The following is a 22,279-nucleotide window of genomic DNA, read 5'->3' as shown; positions in this document are numbered from 1 at the left end:
CTAATTAGTTAGCCAATCCCTTCACTACGAACATTTGGCTTCCTTCTTTTCTTGAGTTAGGGTCAGTACTTGCCATAGGATCTGTGAAAGCAGAACCGTCTGTTGGCTCCCAACCGTGATTTTGAGTGATCATGATAAACGTATCATCCATTCCTATTGTTTCAGAAATGTCTATCATACCTGTAATTTCCCAAGTTCTATTTTCTACACCAACACCGTTGGCAGCAGCTGCTACTTGGTCACACTCTAGTACTGTTTTTATTTCTCCAGTATTTAAGTTATACTGATATAAACGTGCATAGTGTGCTTTGTCATCAGTATCAGGATAACCATTTGGATCTTCTTGTATGTAAGCATAGTTTTTAGTAACGACAATGTTATCTGGGCTATGGAATTCTTTAGCCTTACCATCTAATTTGTCACCATCTAATACACAAGAAATAGTAGCTTTAGTTGGGTCGTCTTCACTTAAAACAACTTTGTAAACTCTACCGTAAAGGGTTCCTTTACCAACTAAACCATCTTTTTTTCTACCTGTAACAGCAAAATAGATTTCTCTTTGGTTAGCGCCAATACCTCTTCTCCAGTCTATATCTTCTAATCTAGAAAAGCCCATAGCTCCTTTTTCTTTAGCCTCAGCATCTAAAAGGTCAATAGTTCTTTCTTCCATTTCTATAAACTCAGCTTCGTAAGTTTCGCCCTCTACCATATCCATTTCGTAGTTGATGCCTTCTGTCATTACTTTTAATGTATATAGTTTACCACCGTTTAAATCGCCATGGTCACCCACATACATACCTAATTGTCCAGAAGGAACTTCGTTATCAGAATGGTCATCACCTATAAAAGCCACTGTTTTACCAGGGAAAGCATCTTTACCTATAACAACAGCATTCTCTGTAGACCACTGTCCAAAATTTGGTAGTAAAGAAGCTACTCCTGCGTTAGTAGTACTTTTATAAGGGTCAGTTGCAAAAACACCTTTAGAAGAACCACCCCATTCCCCACCAGAAAGGTAGATAGGACCAAAACCGTGTTCTTCTGGCGTAATTAAAGAACCAGAACATTGAGCAGTGTAAGCCGTAGCCTCTGCATTAAGAATGTATTCTCCTTTAACTGGCTTAAAGGTTTCGTCTAGTGTAATTCTGGCTATAGAATAGTCTGCTTCTATATTGTTAATTAAAGTAAAAGTACCATCCTCTTCTGCGATAAGACCTGCACCATCTGCCATAGATCCGTACACAAAATTGGGAGAGTCTGGCAATTGATCTCCAGAACTTAATAAAGAATAAATTTCTACGTTTTCAAAACCAGGCATGGTTTTAAAATAAGCAGCGGTGTTAGAGTGGTTAGCTAAAGTAATCCCCTTTGGCTCCTCTCCTTCATTGTCTCCACCGCCTACAAAATCGTCTAATCTATCACAAGACGCAAAGGCCGCAATGCCCGCAAGAATTAATGTGTTTTTAAGTGTTCTCATTTAAATGTGGTTTGCTTTTTAAAATTTTCTTAAAAGTATCGCCACATTATTAAGCGTTTCTTAATCCCATATTTTCTTTGGATTAAGAGAAGGTTTAGAATATTACGGTTACGTTACTATTTAGAATGATTCAAAAACACCAAGTCCAAAGAGAGAAAAATCGTACTTTACTGGGTCTATTGGGTCTAATTTTTGTAGGGATGTATCTAACTCTTGTAACGCCTTAGCGTCGTTTTGTTTTCGTTTTAAGAGTTTTAATTTTCTAGCTACATTTCCAGAATGCACATCTAATGGGCAAGAAAGTTTAGCGGTAGGAATATCCCAAAGTCCAAAATCCACTCCTTTAGTATTGGGCCTAATCATCCAACGTAAAAACATATTAATACGTTTGGCGGCAGAACCCTTGGCCGGGTCGCTAACATGTTTTTGGGTTCTAGATAAATGTTCTGGCTCAAAAAACAAAAGTTTTAGCTGGCTAATGGCAGGTTGTAAACTTGTTTTAGATTGATGAGATTTAAATACATTCTCTAAACCACCATATTCCTTGTATATATGATGTAATCCTTTAATAAAAAAACTAAAATCATCTCCATTAAAAGTGCGATGAACAAAAGACTGTAAGGCTAATAGGTCTTTATCTTTATGATTCATAACAAAATCATACGGTGCTTGATCTAAAAAGCGCATCATTTTTTGCGCGTTGTTGATGATACTTTTTCGATTACCCCAAGCAATGGTAGCTGTTAAAAACCCGCTGATTTCTATATCTTCTTTACGCGTAAAGGTGTGCGGAATCTGTATAGGGTCGGTTTCTAGAAACTCTGGATTCTCATAAAAAGCAGCTTTCTCATCTAAAAATGATTTTAACTCGGTTTTTGTCATGCTAAACCCTGAATTAATTTTATAAAAAGAAATGGTCCCACCAAAATACCATTAAATAAAGCATGCAATGCTATAGAATACAAAAGACCGAGTTTAATCCGTGCATATCCTAAAAAGATTCCAGTGACCAATTGGGGTGCCACTAATAATGGTGCAAACCACAGAGCATCGTCATAGTTCTGATAGTTAAACATGTGCATGATGCCAAATAGAAAGGACAAAAGGTAGAATACATATTTAAATCTGCTCCATTTTCTAAAAAAGTATAAAGGTCCCCTAAAAATTACTTCTTCTAGAATAGGAGCTAAAACCACTGCAAAAAGTAATAATTGTAAGCCAGAATATTCTTCTAAGAGCTTTGTTACTGAGTGTTCTCCAAAGTCTAATGCCAGTAATTTTTGTAATACCCCTGCAAACATACCAATACTTATCGCAAACAATAATTGCCAACCTAGTAGACTATAAAGGATACGTTTTTTAAAAGAAGTACTAATCCGTAATGGCAAATAGCAAGGATTTATAAAAAAATACCATACTTTTTTTAATAACATCATACCATACGCCCATCTACCATAGTTAAACAGCGGTCTGCCATTGCGGCTAAATCTTTGTTATGCGTAACCAACACAAAGGTTTGTTCAAATTCTTCTCTAAGTTTAAAAAATAATTGATGTAGATTTTCTGCACTTTCTGAATCTAAATTACCACTAGGTTCATCAGCAAACACAACAGAAGGACTGTTTATTAAAGAGCGGGCTACTGCTACACGTTGTTGTTCTCCACCAGATAAGGCATTGGGTTTGTGTTCAAACCTATGGCTAAGTCCTAAAAAATCTAAAAGTTCTTTAGCTTTTTTTTCTGCTTCTTTTTTATGGGTTTTTTTGATGAATGCGGGAATGCAAACGTTTTCTAAGGCAGTAAATTCTGGTAATAATTGATGAAATTGAAATATGAATCCTATATGTTCATTTCTAAACTTAGCTAAATTTTTATCGTTTAATCCATTTACATTTACACCATTTATTTCCAAACTACTTTCCGTAATGTTACTGGGAACATCCAGAGTACCTAACAATTGCAATAGCGTGGTTTTACCAGCTCCAGAAGCACCAACAATAGAAACAATTTCTTGCTTTTGTATGTGCAAGTCAACTCCTTTTAAAACTTCTAAATCGCCGTATGTTTTCTTTAAATTATTTGCTTTTATCATCTAAAACAGAATTACTGTAAATGTAAGCATCTTGATATTAACAAGACTATAAATGTTAAAGATGAAGGCATTTATAAGATTTATATATTTAATGTTTAGACTGATTTTATAATTAGTATTTTTGTTTAATAAAATTTTGTAATGAATAAACAAAATATTGAGAATACAGAAATTGCCATTTTAGCGAATGGATGTTTTTGGTGTACAGAAGCGGTTTTTCAGCGCTTAAAGGGAGTTAAGCATGTGGTATCGGGTTATACTGGGGGGCATATAAAAAATCCTCCCTATAGAGAGGTTTGTACCGGTAGAACAGGGCATGCAGAGGCTATAAAAGTTACTTTTAATCCAGATATAATAACCTATTCTGAACTGTTGGAAGTTTTTTTTGCTACGCATGACCCAACTACATTAAACCGACAAGGTAATGATGTGGGCACACAATATAGGAGTGAGATATTTTATACCAATATGGCACAAAAAGCCATTGCAGAAGCATTTATAAAGGAATTGGATGCTGCTAAAATATTCGAAAACCCCATTGTTACAGCGATATCACCAGAAGCTCCTTTTTATCTAGCAGAAGAAGACCATCACAATTATTATAATGAAAATGGAATGCAACCGTATTGTAGAGTTATTATCGACCCAAAAATCAAAAAGCTATATTCGCACTTTGCGGAGCAATTAAAAGAAGAATATAAATAATATGGCACCATATCAGAATTTAGAAGAATATAACATTAGCGTTACCAATGAAGTTAAAGAGCGTTATGCTAAAATTATTGATGAAATAGGAGAGGACGTAGCTAGAGAAGGTTTAGTGAAAACTCCAGAACGTGCTGCTAAAGCAATGCTTTTTTTAACACAAGGTTATAAGCAAGATGCAGAAAAAATCTTGAAAGGGGCGATGTTTAAAGAGGATTATGATGACATGGTGATTATTAAAGACATAGAGTTATATTCTTTGTGTGAGCACCATATGCTGCCTTTTTTTGGAAAAGCCCACGTGGCTTATATACCCAATGGACATATTGTAGGACTAAGCAAAATACCACGTGTAGTAGATGTATTTGCCAGAAGATTACAAGTACAAGAACGACTTACACATGATATTTTAGAATGCTTGAATAATACGCTAAAACCAAAAGGCGTAGCGGTAGTTATAGAGGCTAGCCACATGTGTATGATGATGCGTGGCGTACAAAAACAAAATTCGGTGACCACCACTTCTGGATTTAGGGGACAATTTGAAAAAATTGAAACTAGAAACGAATTTTTAAAACTGATTAGTGCCGATTTGTCTTAAATTTTTTGGCTTGATAATTGTAACTTTTTAAGTAAATTACAAACATGACAAAGAAGAAAGACAAAAAAATAAAATATCTTATTCTAGGACTCTTATTAGATTTAGTGGGGATGTCTTCCCTTTTATTTCCTGGCTTAGGAGATATGTTAGATTTGGTATGGGCACCAGTTGCAGGTTGGTTAATGACCCGTATGTACCAAGGCAAAATGGGTAAAGCTGCAGGGGTGGTAACCTTTATAGAAGAGTTAGTTCCTGGTTTAGATGTAATACCCACCTTTACAATAATGTGGTTGTACACCTATGTATTCTCTGGTAAAAAAGTTGGTAAAATAATAGACGTTTAAAATTAGAAAAGGCCGCTAAAAGCGGCCTTTATCTTTTTATTGGGTAATATTAAATGGAAATGTTGCCTCAAATTCACTTTCACCTCCAGAACCTTCAAAAGTACCATCGTTTGGCTTAATAGGTTCGTGCTTTAAGTACACCGTTAAACTCGCTGCTCCCGCGGTAAGTGTTTCTAAGGTAAATGCTAAACCTACAGGATTATTATTACCATCTACATCTGTTACCACAACTGAATTTAAAGAACCTGTGGTTTCAAAGATTAATTGGTGTTCTTCATCTTCTTCCATAATTTCTTCCGTAATGTCTTCTGGGTCTTCCTCAGATTCATTTAGTAATTCTATACTGCCTACATAGGTGATGCCTCCAGCCAAGTCTGGTGCGCTCACTTCTGGAGCATTTGGCCCATCACCATCTAAATCTACATAGGTGAATTCCACAACATCACCCCCACCTTGTGGCGTTAAGGTAATATTCATTGTAGTAATGGTTTCCTCATCGTTAATTAATTCTGGAGTGTCTGCATCGTCATCATCAGAACAAGAAAATAGAACTGCAGTGGTTGCTAAGATTGATAAAAATTTAATTGCTTTCATAATAGTAGTTATTAATAATTGAGTTTTAATTGTAAAATAAAATTTCGTCCTAAGTCATCGGCAAAATAACGTTGCCTATTTAAGTAGTCTCTATAAGAAGTGTCAAGTACATTATTCACCATTAATGAGGTAGTAAGTTGCGTTTTTTCACTTAAAGAAAATTGTATTTTGGTGCTAAAATTAAGTAGGTGGTACGCATTTGGAGCATTATTAATTTTAACTTCTACCTGTTGGTCTTCTCTTGGCGAATACACAAATAGATTTTCTGGAGTTTCGTTTTGTCTAAATACATAATTGCTACTTAGTGCAACCTCTAATTGATTTAATTTAGCATTTTTATAGGTGATGGAATTTGTAGTCCTTGCTGATGGAATATTAACTACAGGTCCGTTTTGTTCTAAGTCTTTAGCCTTTACTATAGAGAACATGTGATTGGTCTTAAAATAATTAGACCAATTGGCATAGGCACTAACGTCCAAGCCCAATAAACGTAAATTAGTTTGTCTGTAAGACCAAACAGGGAAAGCGCCACGCGTAGTAAATTCTACACCAGATGGCTCTAGTAAAATAAAATCCTGAATGTAGTTGTAGTAGGGTTCCAAAGCATATCCCCAAAAATTGTAGTCTCGTTCTTTAGCTATAGCTATCTTGTGCGAAGTTTCACTATTAATACGCAAATCTCCTAATTCTATTCTAGAAGCGGAATGGTGTAAGCCTTCACTAAATAATTCAGAGGGGTTAGGAGCGCGTTGCGCCATAGCGTAATTCACTTTAAAACTATCAAAATTAGAGGGAGAAAATTTAGCACCTACGGTGGCAGAAATATTATGGAAATCAAAAGTAGGATTTGTCAATAATTGGTTTCCAAAATCTTCTACTACCCAATCACCAAATTCTTGGTCATAACCCAACTGTTCCCAACGTGTAGTGATATAAAATTTTTGAGCGTTTATATGAGAAAAGTCATAGCGTAAACCAGCGTCTAGCGTCCATTTTTCATTGGCTTTATAGGTTAAAATACTATAAAATCCAGCATCGTACTTGTCATAGTCCGGAATAAGACGACGCACCTGCGTGCTAGGGTCTGGAAAGTTTTCTTGGTATCTGCCCATTAATCCCGTTTGCAGCTCAAACTTGCCCCAATCTACCCACTCCATTTGTAGGCCTGCAGTATGTGTAGTCAATTCTAAATCTACAGAAGCCCTATTTGCATTTTCGCCTCGTCTTACATCAAACTCTTGGCGGTTATTTTGCTGAAAATCATACTGAAAGCTAAGTTTTCCTAGGCTTTTAAAGCGTCTGTAGTATTCTAATTTAGCAAGATGATGCTGTACTTTTTGCTTAGGGTTATCGATGTCATGAGTAAAATCATTTATGACTAAAGGAACATCGTTATTTATAGCTAAAATTAAGTCCCCAATACTGCCAATATGAGATGCCCTAAGAATTCCAATCTCTGTATCAAAGTATGCGTACTTGGCGTTAAAACCTTGTTTATAACCGTGTCTGCCCACATTGATTGAGAATCCCGCTTCTTGTACACCTGTATTGCTTAGTATATAATCTGGTGCTTCTTGGTCTCCCAATTTTTTAAAGGAAGCATTGGCGCTAATATGCCAATGATTATCAAAAACCTTGGTTAATTTGGTAGTTATATTACCCCCACGGCCATTAGATATACCATTTATTATGGTTTTACCATAAAGGGTATCTCTATTAAAAAAAGTATTCTGGTCCATAACAATTACGCCTCCTAAGGCATCACCTCCGTACTGTAAAGCAGAAGCTCCTTTTATAACGCGTATATTGCCAATACTGTTGGGGTCTACGTTAGGAGCATGTTCATCTCCCCATTCCATATCTTGCATACGGACACCATCATTTAAAATAAGTACGCGGCTTCCGTTTAATCCGTGGATAGATGGTTTTACTATTGAAGCTCCAGTGTTTAATGTTGTTATTCCGCTTACGTTTTTTAAAATATCACCCAAACTACCAGCGCTGCTTTCATCCAATGTTGCGGCAGTAATAGAGGCCTCTTGGCTCGAATTGGTTTTATCGTGCACGGCATCACCAATTACTTTTACCTCTTTTAGCGCTTCAAAATGATGTTCTAAGCTAAAATTTTGGGTAGTATCTTCAGTAATTTCTAGTTCTTCAATACGTGTATTACAAGAAATATGAGACACTTCTACCTCAATTTTACCAGGGCACAAATTTTGTAATTGGTAATATCCGTTTTGGTCCGTAACCGCATATTGATTTGTAGCGACAACTACTACGGTAGCCCCCTCTAGAAAGGAATTATCATGAAAATCTTTTACAGTACCCTTTAAGGTAACGTTACACTGTTGACCTAAGCCAATGATTGCTATTCCTAAAAGGAATACCAAGAACACAAGTGTTCTCATCTAAAATAATGTTGAATTAAAATTAAAGTAAAATCTGCCTAAACTAAGCTTTTAGGGGGTGGGCGAGAGGTATGCTTATAAAAGTAAAAAGAACTAAATGCTTTTGCCGGTTTAATTGACAAAGAAGTGAATGTAATTGAAACCGCCAACGTTTCAATTTCTAAAGAAGAAGGTACAAAAAAAACTTCCTGTTGATCGGTTAAGGCAACCTCACATAACAAACAGTTTTCAATTTCCGTATCTTCATTATCGGTATGTGAAAACACATGAAAAGACGATACCTTAAAAGTAAATAAGGTAAATAACAGAACATAAGTGAAAATCTGTTTTGCTTTCATTGATTCACAAATCTAAGTTATTAATTAGATTTTTAGTTGTTAATAAAATCACAATTTAAGGAATCAAAAAACCTAGTCGCATTTTTTTTAGCATTCGTTTTTCAAAAGCCCAAAAAAAGCGAAATTGACCGAACAACCAGCCAATGGCAACCAAAAGAAATTGATAAATAGGAAAAATTATTAAAATACGAACTGGCCAATACAACCATCCACTACTTGTTTCATAGTCCAATCCTATAAGGTTTACTAGTGGGGCAGCTAATCTAGCAGAAAGACTACCAGTAATCGCAAACACAATAAAAATGGCAATCATTTCCCATCTATATTGTGTTATCCATTTGTTTTTTAACTTTTCAAAGCACCACAAAAAGAATTTTAGGAGTACTGTACATAGGATTATAGTTACAATTAAGGTGATAGGCCATTCCCATATTGTGTTATTAGTGTTTGTAAGGTGTATAAATTTTCTAGCAAAGTAGTAAGCTGTGGCCAACGTGAGTAGAAAACCTAATATTGGAAATACAAATTGCCAACTTTTAATAATATCCCAACGTTTTTTAATTCTTTCCATAACTATATAAAGTCTGCAAAGGTAAACATTATATGCGGGGCACAAAGGGACCTAAACGTTGGTTATACTTGCGTTGAAAGAATATAAAGTAGTTATAAAGTTTGTAGTTTACATCATACCCATAGTCTATGTTTGGGTCATAATTAATTTGAAGTTCGTACAGATTAGGATTGTAAACAGAAGGATTCATCACTCTTTGATTCCAATTTATTACATAAATCTGATTTCTATTTTCTAAAAAGCTTTGCGAGTAATACCCTTCTGGTTTCGCGATACTATTAAGCCATGTATAGAAACCTGGCTCTATGATAATGATTTCGTACTCAGATTCTTCGTCAGATATAGCTACTTCTTGTTCTTCTGTGGACTCCAAAATTTGTTTTTCTTCATTGGAGATTACCATTTGTTGTTTGGTGGCTCCACAACTAAATAGGATTAAAGAAAGGAATACTAAAACACTCTTTTTCATAATTATAAGATACAAAAAAAGTCGCTTGAAATTTTCAAACGACTTGTTAATCTATCTAATTTGATAATTTATTTTCCAAATAAACCGCCCAAAAGACCTCCAATACCGCCTTTTTTCTGGTTTCCTCCACCAAGTACCATTCCGGCTAAGTCATCTATAATGCTACCATCACCATCAGAATCCAAGAAAGACTCTATTAGAGACTGTTGTTGATTAGCAGCAGCATTGCCTCCCATTAACCCACCTAATAATCCATTAAGACCGTCTGGTGAGCTAATATTTTGTTGACGCTGTTGTTTGCCTAAGTATCCCATTAAAATTGGAGCTGCTATTTTAAGAATCTGGCCTACAGCACCACTATCCATACCTGTTTTACTGCTTAAAGCATTTTCTACCTGAGTCTGTTTACTTCCTAAAACATGGCCAAGGATTCCTGCGCCATCATCCATTACAGATTGGTCTACACCACCACCAAACAATCCTGTAAGATTTTCTAAAATACCGCCATCATGTTTAGCGTTTAAGGCATTCATCAATCCTTGTGCGCCTTCTGGGCTAGCCGTGTTTTTTTTCATGGCACCCATTAAAAGTGGCATTGCCATAGACAATACTTCTGCAGTTTTATTGGAGGATTGTCCTGTTTGGCCTGCAACTCCACTGACCAACTGCTGCCCTATAGGGCTATTGATTAAATCTAATAATCCTGACATTATAATTTTAATTAGTGTTTATTATTAGTTGGTAATTTACAAAAACCAGACCAAAATTTTAACTAAGCTTTAAAAGAATCGATGATTTTATCTGCCAATTCTAAGGCAATACGTTCTTGCGCCTCTAATGTAGATGCTCCCAAATGTGGAGATAAAGAAATGCTACTATGCATTAAAATGCGTATTTCTGGTGTTGGTTCCGACTCAAAAACATCTAATCCGGCAAATGCTACTGTTCCGTTCTCTAAAGCATCTACAAGAGCCACCTCATCCAAAGTGCCACCCCTTGATACATTTATAATACCAACTCCTTTTTTTACTAAGCCTAGCTCCCTTTTACCAATAACATATTCTTGGTTTTTAGGAACATGTATACTGATGTAATCAGAAGTTTGTAAGAGCTCTTCTAAGGTAATTCCATCCAAATCAAAGGTTAATCGTTGACCATCATAAAAAGATAATTCTATTGATTTTTCTTTAATCTTTCTATCGTAAAAAGCAACGCGCATACCCAAGCCTAATGCCTTTTTTGCCACTGCCGTCCCCGTATGTCCTAGACCTATAATTCCTAAGGTTTTGCCTTTTAATTCCGAGCCCTTGGCGTAGTCTTTTTTTAATGCCAAAAACCTTGAATCTCCTTCTAAAGGCATATTTCTGTTAGCATCGTACAAAAAACGGGCTCCAGAAAGCAAATGAGCAAATACCAACTCGGCGACTGCGTTGGCAGAAGCTTTCGGTGTATTTATCACCTTAATTTTTTTACTTTCTGCAAATGCAACATCAATTTTATCTAGACCTACACCTAATCTGCCAATTAGTTTTAAATTAGGGCATTTTTGTAAAACCTCCTTACTTAATTCGGTATTGCTACGCACTAAAATTCCTTCTACCTTGTGCTCATTAATGTAATTTACGATTTGCTCAGGAGCTACATGAACCACCTTTACGGTAAAACCAGCAGCTTCTAATTTTTCTTTGCCTTTTTGTGCAAGACCGTCATTGGCTAAAAGTATCATAGTAACTATTACGCTTTTCGTTCCAATTCGCTCATTATATCTACCAAAACTCCTACACTTTCTAGTGGTAATGCATTGTACATAGAGGCACGGTAACCACCTACAGAACGGTGCCCGTTTAAGCCACTAATTCCCGCATCCTTACACATGATATCAAAAGTTTCCTTTAAAGTATCATCCGTTAAATTAAAGGTAGCATTCATTATAGAACGGTCTTCTTTATTTGCAATACCGTGGAATAGTGGGTTTAAATCTATTTCTGAGTAAATTAGATTAGCTTTTTTCTCATTTACTTCTTCAATAGCGGCTATACCGCCTAAATCTTTAAGCCATTGCAAGGTGAGCATAGATACATATACTGCAAATACAGGTGGTGTATTAAACATACTATCTTTTGCTATATGTACCTGATAGTTAAGCATGGATGGAATTTTACGCGAAACTTTACCTAGAATTTCGTCTTTGATTACCACTAAAGTAGTGCCCGCTGGACCCATATTTTTTTGTGCTCCCGCATAAATCAAATCGAACTTAGAAAAATCTAGCTGTCTGGAAAAAATATCAGAACTCATATCACAAACCAGTGGAACGTTCACCTTTGGGAAATCTTTTATTTGAGTTCCATAAATAGTATTATTGGAGGTGACATGTAAAAAATCTAAGTCCCCAGGAACAGTGTAGTTTTTTGGGATGTGATTAAAATTCTGTTCTTGGCTACTTGCTACCTCAACTACTTCCCCAAACAATCTAGCTTCTTTAATGGACTTTAAGCTCCATGTACCTGTGTTAATGTAGCCCGCTTTGGTTTCTAAAAGATTGTAAGCAACCTGTAGAAACTGCATACTTGCACCACCTTGTAAAAATAAGGCGGAATACCCTTTGTCTTGTAAGCCTAAAAGTTCCAAAGCTAACGCCCTAGCATTTTCTATAATGGATACAAACTCTTTGCTTCTATGAGATATTTCTATAAGTGAAAGGCCCATACCGTCTAGCTCAATTACGGCTTCTGAGGCTTTTTGCATTACCTGCTGTGGTAAAATACAAGGACCAGCACTAAAATTGTGTTTTTTCATTGCGATGGATTTAATGGATAAAGGTCTTAATTTTTTGTGGATTGCTCAATCTATTTTTAGAGTGATACTAAAAAAGATATAGTATCTACACCATCAGCATAATCACTTAATGCCGGCTTTTGTGTTTGCCCAAAGTCTATTGTGTTTTCATACCCTGATTTTGCTACCACACATTGCAGTTGTTCTGCATCTGCCTTTAACTTTTCTTGCAGTTCTAGGTTGTTGTCATAATACTCATAAAATAAACAACCAATAGGGGAGGCATAACCTTTTTCTTCTTTCAATAAAATAAAGTTATTGTCTAAGATGTTGTAATTAGACATTAAATAGACTGCCTTGTTATAATCGTAATTATTAGCGTATTTGTGATTATTTATGATAGCTGCGTGAGCATATATACCCTTAAAAAAATGGTCAAAATCATATCCTTTTGGGACAAATAATTTAGAAACGCTCCTACAGCCTAGCCCGAAATACCAGAAAATATCATTCCCTAACAATGCCAAATCTTCCGCAGTTTCTGTTCCATCAATTATAGCTACAGAATTTCTGTTTTTTCTAATGATACTCGGAAATTTGCTAAAATAGTAATCAAAATAACGCCCAGTATTGTTACTGCCTGTAGCAATAACAGCATCAAAATCTTGTAATTTTTTATCCGTAAACTCAATTTTATCAACTAAAACTGGATCTATTTCTTGCAAATAGCTGGCTACCAGAGGTAATAAAATTTTATCATTGCTAGAAAGCTTCGCTAAAACCCTGTGGCCAGACAATAAAACGCTTAAAAAATCATGAAAGCCAACTAAAGGGATGTTACCTGCCATGATAATGGCTATTTTTTTAGCAGGTTTGCTACCTATCTCTGGATACGTACTTAACCATTGCGTAAGTTTTTCTTCTGTAAGTTCTGCCCCCCAAGCCTGTAGGCTTCTTAAGCAGTTTTCTTGCGTAAACCAACCGTTATGAGCCTCTGCATTAAGTAATGCATCTGCTATTTTTAGGTCCCAATCTGTGTATTCTGATTCGGTTTTATTACAAAAATCGGTAAATAAGTTACCTAGTTTAACAAAAGCTTTTAAATGCGGTATATGTTCTGCCATTATATTTGTAGACTAAATTAGTAGGAATTACCTTTGTGCAAAAGTACGGATTGAAAAAGCAAAAATAATGGCAATAATCATAACAGACGAATGTATTAATTGTGGGGCATGCGAACCAGAATGTCCTAACACAGCAATATATGAAGGTGCAGATGAGTGGAGATATAGTGATGGTACATCCTTGTCTGGTGATGTAGTTTTACCAGACGGCAAAGCAGTCAATGCAGACGAAGTACAAGAACCCATAAGCGACGAAATCTATTACATTGCACCTGATAAATGTACCGAATGTATGGGATTCCATGAAGAACCTCAATGTGCTGCAGTTTGCCCAGTAGACTGTTGTGTGCCAGATGAGGATAGAGAGGAATCTGAAGAAGAATTGTTGGCTAAACAGGCTTTTATGCACCCAGAAGGATAACCTTTTACAGGAACTTATATGAAAATGAAAAGCGGACATATAAAAGTCCGCTTTTTTGTTTGGTGTAAATTATTTTCACTTAAAACTTAAAACTTACGCCACCATTTATTGTTGTACCGTTAAAACCAAACTGGTTCACCTCCCAAGGGTATCTAAATCTGCCACCTAAGTCGGTAACCACATCCCCATTAGTTTCAATCTCATCAGGGTATATATTCAGAAGATTGTTGGCTGCTACATAAAGATGGATTTTGTCATTGACATCAAAACCAAGGTTAAGGTCTGTAATTACTTTACCTGCAAACGTTTGGTCATTTTCTGGATTTGTTGCGTGTTGCCATGTTACTTCTCCAAAATAGGTGTTATTTAAACCAAATTGCCATTTTTCTAGTTCATAATTAAGCCCAAGAAGAATTTTAGAACGTGGTCTAGCAGAGATAATTCTAGACTGTTCTTTTCTATTAAATATATCATACCCACTATTGGCCAGTAGTGTAGGAGTAGCTATATCGTCTACAATTTCAGTTTTATTAAAATTTGCGGACAGGGTTATATCTAATGCGCCATTTCCTAAACCTATATTTGAATAGTTAGAAACAAAATCAACACCATTTGTCTCTGTGTTTACTGCGTTTACAAAAAATTTAAGACTGGTAATATCATTGGCTTCTAGTATTTCTTCCACTGGATTGGTGGTGGTGTTATCCCCATCAAATCCAATTTCTCCTGTAAACAAAACACGGTCATCTACTTTTACATTGTAATAGTCCAAAGAAAAGAATAGATTGGGAATAGGCTTAAAAGTAATACCGGCAGAAATATTCTTAGAAGTTTCTGCTGTTAATTGTGGTACACCTAATCCGTCTCTAATAATTGGGTCTACATTATTAAAAGTACCTTGGTTAGAAATGGTTCCACCGGATACTAAGGTTTGTACGTTGCTTAAGTAAATTTGATGCAAAGAAGGTGCCCTGAATCCTGTGCTATAAGAGGCTCGAATAGCCCCTTTTTCTTCTGGTAGCAAATAACGGGCACTAATCTTCCAAGAGGTATTATCACCAAAATCGCTAAAATCTTCGTAACGGATAGCGCCTCCTATTAAAAATTGTTCTGTGATGTCCCATTCTAAATCGCCATATACACCGTAATTGTCTCTGGTGGCTTCTACAGCATTATTAGGTTGTAAACCTGGAAAGGATTGCACTCCATTACCTACGTAAGATTCAGGTTGACCAGCTTCTGCTGTAAAACGCTCTCTTCTTGCTTCACCACCAAAGCTAAGGCTTATTTGACCAAAACTTCTAGAAAAATCTAGGTTGGCTAATATGTTATCAAAAGTGTAAGCACCAACATCAAAAGATGTAGGACTATTGGCTCCTAAATCTGGATTTATACTATTATTTACTTCATAGTCCACAGCGTTTCTTCCTTGGGTACCAGAAATATCCATATCAAAACCTAGCACTATTGAACGTATACCAACGGTAAAGTTGTTATCTCTAATATCGGTTTCAAAAGTGGGTTGGAAACCATTATAAGCTGTTCCTTCTGAATGCAATAAATTAAATGGGTCTTGAACCCAGTAGGGAGTTCTGTATAAGGCAAAACTTTTACCCACGCGGTATGCTAGACCGCCAAATGTGTAAAATTCTCCTTTTTTGTTTTTAAAAGGGACACTTGCATTATAATTTAGATTTAGATTTTTGGATTCTGGTTGCCCTACCGTCATTCCTAAATCGGGATTTTCTTGTAGCCAAGGTCCCCAAGTAGGATCGTCCGCAGTCACTCCAAATAATAAATCTTCTCCAGGCTCGCCAGCTCTATTAGTAAGCTCTTGTTGGTAATAAGCAGCCGTTACATTTAAATAACCACCATCTACTCCAAGTTTTAAACCAGAATTAAAGTCTACTCCAAAGTTAAAACCGTCGCCTTCTGTGGTAATTCCTGTTTTGGCGTTCACAGATGTGTATTCTACATCTTTTTTTAAAATCATATTAATAACACCAGCTATAGCATCTGAACCATATTGCGCAGAAGCTCCGTCTCGTAACACTTCAATACGTTCAATGGCTGCCGCAGGTACGCTTTTTAAATCTACACCTACTTCTCCTTTTCCAGGAGTATCATTAATGTAGACAAGTGCACTTTGATTTTTACGTTTACCGTTTACCAACACTAAGGTTCTACTAGGACCAAGACCCCTTAAATCTGCTGGGTCAAAATGGGCTGTAGCATCAGAAATAGTCTGGTTGGTAGAGTTAAAAGAAGGAATTTTATAGGTTAACATTTTATCTACCGTAGGTTGTCCGGTACTGGCAAGTTCTGCTACTCCTATATTATCAATTGGTACTGCTGAATTTAGAACTGTTCTTGGTTTAGACCTGTTACCAATCATCACAACTTCATTCAAAGAAATTCCTTCTTCTAATTGTACATTTAAAACAGCACTTGTAATTGTTTTTTCAATGGTATTAAATCCTATATAACTAAAAATTAAAATCTCTCCTGTATTCGCATTTATACTATAATTACCATCAAAATCAGAAGTAGTTCCCGAATTAGTGCCTTTAATAACAACGTTTACGCCAGCTAAGGGTAAGCCATTCATGTCTGTAATTCTACCTTTAACTTGATTTTGCTGGCGAATCTGCTTTATGGATTTTAGTAAGGTGGTTTTTATTTTGCTCGATTTTTTTGCGCGTAAACTTTCATCATTATAAACCACATAATAGTTAGCGCCTAAATAATCAATATTTACGGATGTCTCTAGTTCTAATTTAACTAAGGTATTTTCCAATTTATTAATCTGATATCTGGAGGGGTCTAATTTTTTACTGGAGATTTCCGAAGGATTGTAATTAAAAAATACTTGATGTTTTTCACCAACTATTTTTAAGAAGGAGCTAAGGGGCATCGTTTCGGAAGAACTAGCAGGTATGTTATCTTTTGCTAAGGCAATAAAACCAATAAGGCATGCTAATAATGTTGTGATTTTGCTACGGTTGATTGGTGTTCTCATGGCAGCTAGGATTTAGTTGTTACTTTTTCAATTGTATGGTAATATGATTATCTTCTTTATGGATTAAAGTATTGGTCGCTTTGGCAATTGCATTTAGGCAAATATCCAGATTGGTTACAGGTATTCCCCCAGACATTAACTGATTAGGAGCTTCCCCATCCTTAAATTCTATGGTAATATTATAAATATCTTCTATTTGAGTAGCTACAATATAAAGTGGAGTTTCATTAAATTCTAAGGAGCCGCTTTTCCATGCGGATACCTTAGCGATTTCTTCTATTCGTTTATGCTTAAGTACCTGATCATCTGTATCAGAATAAGAAATATAATCCCCTGGAATCATTTTTTTGGTGACACCGTTTTTAAGCTTTAAGTGAATGTTGCCTTCATCTAAGGATACATCAGTTTTATTTCTTCTTGTATTTACATTAAAACGAGTACCATAAACTTCAATTGTTAAATCATTCGTGGTTACAAAAAATTTAGCTTTGGTGGTTGGTTTTTTTTCTACATCAAAATAGGCTTCACCATTTAATGTAATGTTCCTAGGATTTTTTTTTGGGAATTGAATACTAGAATTGGAGTTTAAATGAACCTTAGTGCCATCTGTTAAGGAAACTTTTAAAGTTTCTCCAACACCGGTCTTATATTCGTTAGGAATATCATTTTGAAACTTAAAGAAAAGCACAGCAATAAGAGCTATAGAGGCTGCAATACCAGTTACAATACCCCATTTGCTATTTGATGATATGGGTTTACTTTCAGAAGGATTCTCTAAATTTAGATTTAGTTTCTCCCATGCATTATTCAGTTGTTTTTCTGGTACTACTTTCGACTTAAAATGGATGCCTAAAACACAATCTTTTGCTAAACGAATAGTAGCAATTTGGTCTGGATGCTGTTTAATATATTGGTTCCAAAAATCAATATCGTTCTGGTTTTTACCTTCTGCCCAGTTTGCAAAAGAGGTATCCTCTAGCAAATTATCCACAGTTATGTCTCTACGTTGAATCATCTACAAAGCCAGCTTTAAAATTATAGAGTTTAATAAATTCAAAATATACCCTAAAAATTTAAGGTATTTTTATTTTTTTCTAAGGTTTAAGTTCAAAAACCAAATAGTTGGTCAAAATCAATAAGAAAAGGCCACCTTATAAAGGTAGCCTTTAATGAATAACTCAAAAATAATTAAAGAAAATCAGTGTTAGAATTTATAATTCACTGATAAATTGAACAATGTCCCCAATTGACTAAAATGGTAACCATCATAAGTCATCTGAGAATATCTTTGGTTAAATGTGATTAAGTTAGACTGTGCTTTAACTTGTGCAGGATCTGACAATAACGCTTCACCAGCAGCATTGTCTGCTTTAAAGCTCCATTCTGGTAATACATTTAATAGGTTATTAATATTCAAAGCCAAGGTTAACTTGTCTGTTGCATTATAGTTAAAGCCTAAATCTGTAACAACCTTAGGAGTGAACTCTGTTCTAATGTTAGTATCCATACCTTGTTGTTTAAAGGTAGTTTTACCAAAATACGTGTTGTTTAAAGAGATGCCTAACTTATTTAATTGGTAATTAGCTCCTAAAATCCACTTGGTTTCTGGTCTAGAAGTAAAGAATAATGCTTCTTGCGTTGCATCTACTACAGATTGCCCAGCCTGTTCTACAAGGGTAGGATTTTTAACAGCTCCATCTCTTTCGTTCTGAAATGTGTAATTACCAGAAAGATTAAAACTTAAATCGCCTTCTCCTAAAGCAATGTTTTTATAGCCTAATACCACATCTATACCAGATGTTCTTGTGTCTAAAGCATTTGCAAAGAAACTAACATCAGAAAGGTTATTGTCTGCTAATACTTGGTCTAACGCTGTATTACCAGCTGCAGTAGGGCCAATCTCATTACTCAATATAATTCTATCTTTTACGGCAATGTTATAGTAATCTGCTGTATAGCTAAAGTTGCTTCCTACTTTACCACCTAATCCTACAGTAAAGTTGTTAGATGTTTCTGCGTCTAATTGAGGTATTCCTAATAATTGTGCCTGTGAAGAAACATTGTTTACTAAACCACCAACTTGGATACCTTGACCAGGAATAAAGCTATACTGCGCCTTCTGAGTGTAAATCTGGTGTAGGGTAGGAGCTCTAAATCCGGAAGAAATAGACCCTCTCAGGGTTAAAGCATCGCTAAATTTATAACGTGAGCTAAACTTATAAACAAATGCACCACCAAAATCGGAATAGTTTTCTGCTCTAACCGTACCACTCAATAAAAAGGCATCTGTAACATCGTAATCTAAGCTGAAATAACCACCGATATTGTAACGGTTAAATTTTCCTGAATTTTGAGGCGTATTTCCTGCAAAAGAATCGGCTCCACCACCATCATAAGAAGCTAGTCCACCTTCAATAACTTCAAAAGTTTCTGTTCTAAACTCGGCTCCAAAACCAATACTTACTTTATCTGATAATAATCTAGATATGTCAATATTACCTACATTATGAGAAAAGCGTGTGCCTCCTGGGTCAAAGGATCTTGGTGAATTTTCTCTGTATAGTAAAGAACCTTCTGTAACTTCACCATCGTCAACAGAACCGTTGCCATTAGCGTCTATCCAAGTAGAAGGGGAGTAAACAAAGTTTCTATTATGGGAGTTGTTTACTTTATAGGTTTGTAAGTTGCCACCAGTGGTGAAACTCAAGTCTACATTCCAATCATTGATATTAGAACGTAAGCCAACAGTACCATTATAATCACTTAATAGCCCCTCAAAAGTGGGTAGGTAACCATCATAACCTCCTGCGGTATTTGGATTATTTCCAGGAAAAAAATCTGCTAAGTATGGGATTGCTGAACCACCTCTCCAGTTTGGAATACTAGGGGTGGCAAATAAATCTGCTTGTTGTCTCCAATAAGGTGTTCTATAGTTAGCAAAGCTATTTACATTTTTATAAACATATGCGGCATTGGCATATAATTCTGTATTGTTGGCAATATCATAACCAAAGTTAACTGAGAATTTGGCAGCAGCCGTTTCTGGCGAACCGTTAATATTTCCTGCATCTGGTCTTCTACTTAAAAACTCTTCTACAAAGCTAAGACCATTTGCATTTCCAGAATTTATGGCATTAAATTTTGCTGCGTAATCATCGGATGATTGATAATCATTAAATATTTGCTGAACTTGTGCGTCACTTAGACCTGTAATATCTTGTCCACCTAAGGTGTTATCATTATTTACATAGCTATAAGGAGAATCAGGACTTACGAAAACAAAGTCTCCAAATTCACCCTCTGCATCTACAGTGCCTGGACGGTTGGCTAGATTTACTTTGGATAAATCTATAGTGTAATTAATAAAACCTTTATCATCACCAATTGTGGTTCCGTTATTGACCGCAATTCCATACATTTCTCCGTCACCTTCAGACGTTATACCTCCACGCAAGGTTGCCGACCCAGTTTCTGGGCTATCTTTTAGAATTATGTTCATAACCCCCGCAATTGCATCAGAACCATATTGAGCGGAAGCCCCATCCCTTAAAATTTCTACTCTTTTAATAGCGTCTGTTGGTATGGCAGAGATATCTGCACCAGTTTCACCCCGACCAGGAGATGTTTGGGTGTATAAAAGTGCGCTTAAATTTTTACGCTTTCCATTGATAAGAATTAAAGTTCTACTAGGTCCCATATTTCTTATTTCGTATGGATCCAACAGAGAAGTTGCATCATTAACAGGTGTTTGTACCGTGTTAAAAGATGGTATTTTATACTGCAAAGCCTTATCAAATGTGATTTGCCCGGTAGATGTTAATTCTGCTGCGGGTAAAACATCTACAGGTAAAGGAGTGTCAGTATTACTTCTTGGGGCGGTTCTAGAACCAACTACAATGAACTCGTCTAGTTGCACTCCTTCAGAAAGGCTAACGTTTACAGTAGATTTGCCACCCACTTTAACTTCAGTAGTGCTGAACCCTATAAAACTAAAGACTAGGGTAGCGTCACTAGGCACTGTAATTTGGTAATTACCATCAAAATCTGTGGTTGTTCCATTAGTGGTGCCTTTCTCTGCAATGTTTACTCCAGCTAGTGGAAGGCCGTCTGCATCTGTAACTTTACCATTAACCACACTCTGGTACGCTGTGGCTGTAACATTAAGTTTGTTGGTGTTGTCACTTTCATTGTTGGGGGTGTTAAGTGCACTTGCATTAACATTGGTAGCTACAACCATCGCTGCGGCAAGTCCCCAATACGTCAATTTAGGTTTCTTCATAATTCATAAAATGAGTTAGTATTCTCAATGCTACTTATGATTAAACCCCAATTAATAATCTCATATGAGTTATTGAGAAAATAACCAGAGAAATAAAAGGTGGATAAACTAAGGCATTTGCACCTAAAGAGATGGTATTCTGAAAATATACCCTATGAATTATGGAATTTATTTAAAGATTGATAGAATTTTGTCATTTTCTATCAGATTTCTCAATTTAGAAAAGGCTTTTTGTAGTGTGTTAGAAACGCTTTGAGTGCTTATTTCCATAACCTCTGCTATTTCGCTTATTTTAAGGTTGTTGTAAAACTTTAAATAGACTACTTCTTTTTGCCTTTCTGGCAACTTATTTAACATTAATGCAAGGTCTGTTGATTTTACTGAAGAAAAAGTTTGGAAATCTTCTAATTCGTCCGAATTAAAACAAAAACTACTACAGTTTTCAAGGTTTGTGATTTTTTTTAAATGTCCTCTTTTTTGCTCTAAACGTTTTAAAAGCATTCGCCTAAAAGAAACTAGTAAATAAGATTTTATATGCTTTACAGGAGATAAACTGTTTGATTTATTGTAGAGATAAATAAAAAAATCTTGTAATACTTCCTCGGTAAGCTCTTTATCATTACAAAATTTAACCCCATAGAAATAAAGGGGACTATAGAATTCCCTGAATAAAGATTGGAAAGCCTCTTTGCTTCCTTTTCTAAATTCTGACCATAAAATTTGATCAATCATTTCCATTTTAACAGTGTTCTATAGACTAATGTAGCTAATTAATGTTTTTTTAACAAAAAAGCATAGTTAAAATCATATCCTCGAACAGTTCAATTGTGAATTTGTAAATTTTTATGGTTGATAATTGGTATTGTACATTTGTGCTGGTATTAAATTTTTAAAATGAACAACCAAGAAGAAGAGGAGTATAGTGGTATTTGGATGAAGGTAGGATGCTTTTTATCTTCTCTAGCCTTAATTGGAATTCTTGTTTTAATAGGGTTAGGGGTGTATTTATTAATTTCTGGGGCTTAAAATCTTAAACTTCGGACTATATTTGCAGCC

General features: G+C 35.6%; 22 protein-coding genes. 5 read left to right on the top strand and 17 right to left on the bottom strand.

Going from position 1 to position 22,279, the window contains the following annotated elements; all coding sequences use genetic code 11:
• Positions 1–4: 4 nt before the first annotated feature.
• The 4 genes from FBT53_RS04640 to FBT53_RS04625 all read right to left on the bottom strand — a co-directional run bounded on the left by FBT53_RS04640 (position 5) and on the right by FBT53_RS04625 (position 3,569).
• Positions 5–1,477, bottom strand: a complete 1,473-nt coding sequence (locus tag FBT53_RS04640; protein ID WP_136949994.1) for an alkaline phosphatase PhoX — start codon at positions 1,475–1,477, stop codon at positions 5–7.
• A 120-nt stretch (positions 1,478–1,597) separates the two neighbouring features.
• Positions 1,598–2,359: a TIGR02757 family protein gene (locus FBT53_RS04635; protein WP_136949993.1), complete on the bottom strand. Its 762-nt coding sequence runs from the start codon at positions 2,357–2,359 to the stop codon at positions 1,598–1,600.
• Positions 2,356–2,865: a CPBP family intramembrane glutamic endopeptidase gene (locus tag FBT53_RS04630; protein ID WP_169630310.1), complete on the bottom strand. Its 510-nt coding sequence runs from the start codon at positions 2,863–2,865 to the stop codon at positions 2,356–2,358. The genes FBT53_RS04635 and FBT53_RS04630 overlap by 4 nt, the downstream gene beginning before the upstream one ends.
• A gap of 44 nt (positions 2,866–2,909) precedes the next feature.
• Positions 2,910–3,569, bottom strand: a complete 660-nt coding sequence (locus FBT53_RS04625) for an ABC transporter ATP-binding protein (protein WP_136949991.1) — start codon at positions 3,567–3,569, stop codon at positions 2,910–2,912.
• Between the two features lie 141 nt (positions 3,570–3,710).
• Between FBT53_RS04625 and msrA the strand changes: the two genes are divergently transcribed.
• The 3 genes from msrA to FBT53_RS04610 are packed head-to-tail and all read left to right on the top strand — an operon-like array spanning position 3,711 to position 5,219.
• Positions 3,711–4,274, top strand: a complete 564-nt coding sequence (msrA, locus tag FBT53_RS04620) for a peptide-methionine (S)-S-oxide reductase MsrA (RefSeq protein WP_136949990.1) — start codon at positions 3,711–3,713, stop codon at positions 4,272–4,274.
• Position 4,275: 1 nt separating this feature from the next.
• Positions 4,276–4,875 (top strand): GTP cyclohydrolase I FolE, encoded by a 600-nt coding sequence (gene folE / locus FBT53_RS04615; protein ID WP_136949989.1) that lies wholly within the window; start codon positions 4,276–4,278, stop codon positions 4,873–4,875.
• Positions 4,876–4,919: 44 nt separating this feature from the next.
• Positions 4,920–5,219 carry a hypothetical protein gene (locus tag FBT53_RS04610; RefSeq protein WP_136949988.1) on the top strand — a complete coding sequence of 100 codons (300 nt, stop codon included), beginning with the start codon at positions 4,920–4,922 and terminating at the stop codon, positions 5,217–5,219.
• 36 nt (positions 5,220–5,255) lie between these two features.
• Here FBT53_RS04610 and FBT53_RS04605 read toward each other — a convergent pair whose 3' ends face one another.
• From FBT53_RS04605 to FBT53_RS04565, 9 genes are all read right to left on the bottom strand, one after another.
• Positions 5,256–5,813, bottom strand: a complete 558-nt coding sequence (locus tag FBT53_RS04605; protein WP_136949987.1) for a type 1 periplasmic binding fold superfamily protein — start codon at positions 5,811–5,813, stop codon at positions 5,256–5,258.
• Between the two features lie 11 nt (positions 5,814–5,824).
• Entirely contained in the window at positions 5,825–8,224 is a 2,400-nt protein-coding gene (locus FBT53_RS04600; RefSeq protein ID WP_136949986.1) for a TonB-dependent receptor domain-containing protein, read from the bottom strand.
• 38 nt (positions 8,225–8,262) lie between these two features.
• A complete protein-coding gene (locus FBT53_RS04595; protein WP_136949985.1) occupies positions 8,263–8,562 on the bottom strand; it encodes a hypothetical protein in 300 nt (99 codons plus the stop codon).
• A 55-nt stretch (positions 8,563–8,617) separates the two neighbouring features.
• Entirely contained in the window at positions 8,618–9,133 is a 516-nt protein-coding gene (locus FBT53_RS04590) for a DUF6787 family protein (protein WP_136949984.1), read from the bottom strand.
• Between the two features lie 28 nt (positions 9,134–9,161).
• A complete protein-coding gene (locus tag FBT53_RS04585) occupies positions 9,162–9,602 on the bottom strand; it encodes a DUF6146 family protein (RefSeq protein ID WP_136949983.1) in 441 nt (146 codons plus the stop codon).
• A gap of 68 nt (positions 9,603–9,670) precedes the next feature.
• Positions 9,671–10,312, bottom strand: coding sequence for a DUF937 domain-containing protein (locus FBT53_RS04580; protein ID WP_136949982.1), 642 nt, complete (start codon positions 10,310–10,312; stop codon positions 9,671–9,673).
• 62 nt (positions 10,313–10,374) lie between these two features.
• The gene (locus tag FBT53_RS04575; RefSeq protein ID WP_136949981.1) at positions 10,375–11,328 is read right to left on the bottom strand and encodes an NAD(P)-dependent oxidoreductase; all 954 of its coding nucleotides are present in this window, start codon (positions 11,326–11,328) and stop codon (positions 10,375–10,377) included.
• Between the two features lie 8 nt (positions 11,329–11,336).
• Positions 11,337–12,401, bottom strand: a complete 1,065-nt coding sequence (gene serC / locus FBT53_RS04570) for a 3-phosphoserine/phosphohydroxythreonine transaminase (RefSeq protein ID WP_136949980.1) — start codon at positions 12,399–12,401, stop codon at positions 11,337–11,339.
• 56 nt (positions 12,402–12,457) lie between these two features.
• Complete coding sequence (locus tag FBT53_RS04565; RefSeq protein WP_136949979.1) at positions 12,458–13,504, bottom strand: acyl-CoA reductase; 1,047 nt, start codon at positions 13,502–13,504, stop codon at positions 12,458–12,460.
• A gap of 67 nt (positions 13,505–13,571) precedes the next feature.
• Here FBT53_RS04565 and FBT53_RS04560 point away from each other — a divergent pair, with 67 nt between their 5' ends.
• On the top strand, positions 13,572–13,925 hold the full coding sequence (locus tag FBT53_RS04560) for a 4Fe-4S dicluster domain-containing protein (protein ID WP_136949978.1): 354 nt from the start codon (positions 13,572–13,574) through the stop codon (positions 13,923–13,925).
• A gap of 79 nt (positions 13,926–14,004) precedes the next feature.
• Here the strand turns inward: FBT53_RS04560 and FBT53_RS04555 are convergent, their stop codons facing one another.
• The 4 genes from FBT53_RS04555 to FBT53_RS04540 form a co-directional block, all read right to left on the bottom strand.
• The gene (locus FBT53_RS04555; protein WP_136949977.1) at positions 14,005–16,944 is read right to left on the bottom strand and encodes a TonB-dependent receptor; all 2,940 of its coding nucleotides are present in this window, start codon (positions 16,942–16,944) and stop codon (positions 14,005–14,007) included.
• A gap of 19 nt (positions 16,945–16,963) precedes the next feature.
• Complete coding sequence (locus tag FBT53_RS04550) at positions 16,964–17,959, bottom strand: FecR family protein (RefSeq protein ID WP_136949976.1); 996 nt, start codon at positions 17,957–17,959, stop codon at positions 16,964–16,966.
• Between the two features lie 189 nt (positions 17,960–18,148).
• On the bottom strand, positions 18,149–21,223 hold the full coding sequence (locus tag FBT53_RS04545) for a TonB-dependent receptor domain-containing protein (RefSeq protein ID WP_240729762.1): 3,075 nt from the start codon (positions 21,221–21,223) through the stop codon (positions 18,149–18,151).
• Positions 21,224–21,391: 168 nt separating this feature from the next.
• The gene (locus FBT53_RS04540; RefSeq protein WP_136949975.1) at positions 21,392–21,961 is read right to left on the bottom strand and encodes an RNA polymerase sigma factor; all 570 of its coding nucleotides are present in this window, start codon (positions 21,959–21,961) and stop codon (positions 21,392–21,394) included.
• A 156-nt stretch (positions 21,962–22,117) separates the two neighbouring features.
• Between FBT53_RS04540 and FBT53_RS16355 the strand changes: the two genes are divergently transcribed.
• Entirely contained in the window at positions 22,118–22,249 is a 132-nt protein-coding gene (locus tag FBT53_RS16355; protein ID WP_255578208.1) for a hypothetical protein, read from the top strand.
• Positions 22,250–22,279 lie beyond the last annotated feature (30 nt).

The organism is Flavobacterium sp. ASW18X (assembly GCF_005144745.1).
GTDB lineage: Bacteria > Bacteroidota > Bacteroidia > Flavobacteriales > Flavobacteriaceae > Croceivirga.
This window is presented reverse-complemented; position numbering and strand designations above follow the sequence as displayed.

What these genes read in the sequence shown, in the direction of transcription:
- FBT53_RS04640 (WP_136949994.1), bottom strand. Translation starts at nt 1,477, where the DNA reads ATGAGAACACTTAAAAACACATTAATTCTTGCGGGCATTGCGGCCTTT.
- FBT53_RS04635 (WP_136949993.1), bottom strand. Translation starts at nt 2,359, where the DNA reads ATGACAAAAACCGAGTTAAAATCATTTTTAGATGAGAAAGCTGCTTTT.
- FBT53_RS04625 (WP_136949991.1), bottom strand. Translation starts at nt 3,569, where the DNA reads ATGATAAAAGCAAATAATTTAAAGAAAACATACGGCGATTTAGAAGTT.
- msrA (WP_136949990.1), top strand. Translation starts at nt 3,711, where the DNA reads ATGAATAAACAAAATATTGAGAATACAGAAATTGCCATTTTAGCGAAT.
- folE (WP_136949989.1), top strand. Translation starts at nt 4,276, where the DNA reads ATGGCACCATATCAGAATTTAGAAGAATATAACATTAGCGTTACCAAT.
- FBT53_RS04610 (WP_136949988.1), top strand. Translation starts at nt 4,920, where the DNA reads ATGACAAAGAAGAAAGACAAAAAAATAAAATATCTTATTCTAGGACTC.
- FBT53_RS04605 (WP_136949987.1), bottom strand. Translation starts at nt 5,813, where the DNA reads ATGAAAGCAATTAAATTTTTATCAATCTTAGCAACCACTGCAGTTCTA.
- FBT53_RS04600 (WP_136949986.1), bottom strand. Translation starts at nt 8,224, where the DNA reads ATGAGAACACTTGTGTTCTTGGTATTCCTTTTAGGAATAGCAATCATT.
- FBT53_RS04595 (WP_136949985.1), bottom strand. Translation starts at nt 8,562, where the DNA reads ATGAAAGCAAAACAGATTTTCACTTATGTTCTGTTATTTACCTTATTT.
- FBT53_RS04590 (WP_136949984.1), bottom strand. Translation starts at nt 9,133, where the DNA reads ATGGAAAGAATTAAAAAACGTTGGGATATTATTAAAAGTTGGCAATTT.
- FBT53_RS04585 (WP_136949983.1), bottom strand. Translation starts at nt 9,602, where the DNA reads ATGAAAAAGAGTGTTTTAGTATTCCTTTCTTTAATCCTATTTAGTTGT.
- FBT53_RS04580 (WP_136949982.1), bottom strand. Translation starts at nt 10,312, where the DNA reads ATGTCAGGATTATTAGATTTAATCAATAGCCCTATAGGGCAGCAGTTG.
- FBT53_RS04575 (WP_136949981.1), bottom strand. Translation starts at nt 11,328, where the DNA reads ATGATACTTTTAGCCAATGACGGTCTTGCACAAAAAGGCAAAGAAAAA.
- serC (WP_136949980.1), bottom strand. Translation starts at nt 12,401, where the DNA reads ATGAAAAAACACAATTTTAGTGCTGGTCCTTGTATTTTACCACAGCAG.
- FBT53_RS04565 (WP_136949979.1), bottom strand. Translation starts at nt 13,504, where the DNA reads ATGGCAGAACATATACCGCATTTAAAAGCTTTTGTTAAACTAGGTAAC.
- FBT53_RS04560 (WP_136949978.1), top strand. Translation starts at nt 13,572, where the DNA reads ATGGCAATAATCATAACAGACGAATGTATTAATTGTGGGGCATGCGAA.
- FBT53_RS04555 (WP_136949977.1), bottom strand. Translation starts at nt 16,944, where the DNA reads ATGAGAACACCAATCAACCGTAGCAAAATCACAACATTATTAGCATGC.
- FBT53_RS04550 (WP_136949976.1), bottom strand. Translation starts at nt 17,959, where the DNA reads ATGATTCAACGTAGAGACATAACTGTGGATAATTTGCTAGAGGATACC.
- FBT53_RS04545 (WP_240729762.1), bottom strand. Translation starts at nt 21,223, where the DNA reads ATGAAGAAACCTAAATTGACGTATTGGGGACTTGCCGCAGCGATGGTT.
- FBT53_RS04540 (WP_136949975.1), bottom strand. Translation starts at nt 21,961, where the DNA reads ATGGAAATGATTGATCAAATTTTATGGTCAGAATTTAGAAAAGGAAGC.
- FBT53_RS16355 (WP_255578208.1), top strand. Translation starts at nt 22,118, where the DNA reads ATGAACAACCAAGAAGAAGAGGAGTATAGTGGTATTTGGATGAAGGTA.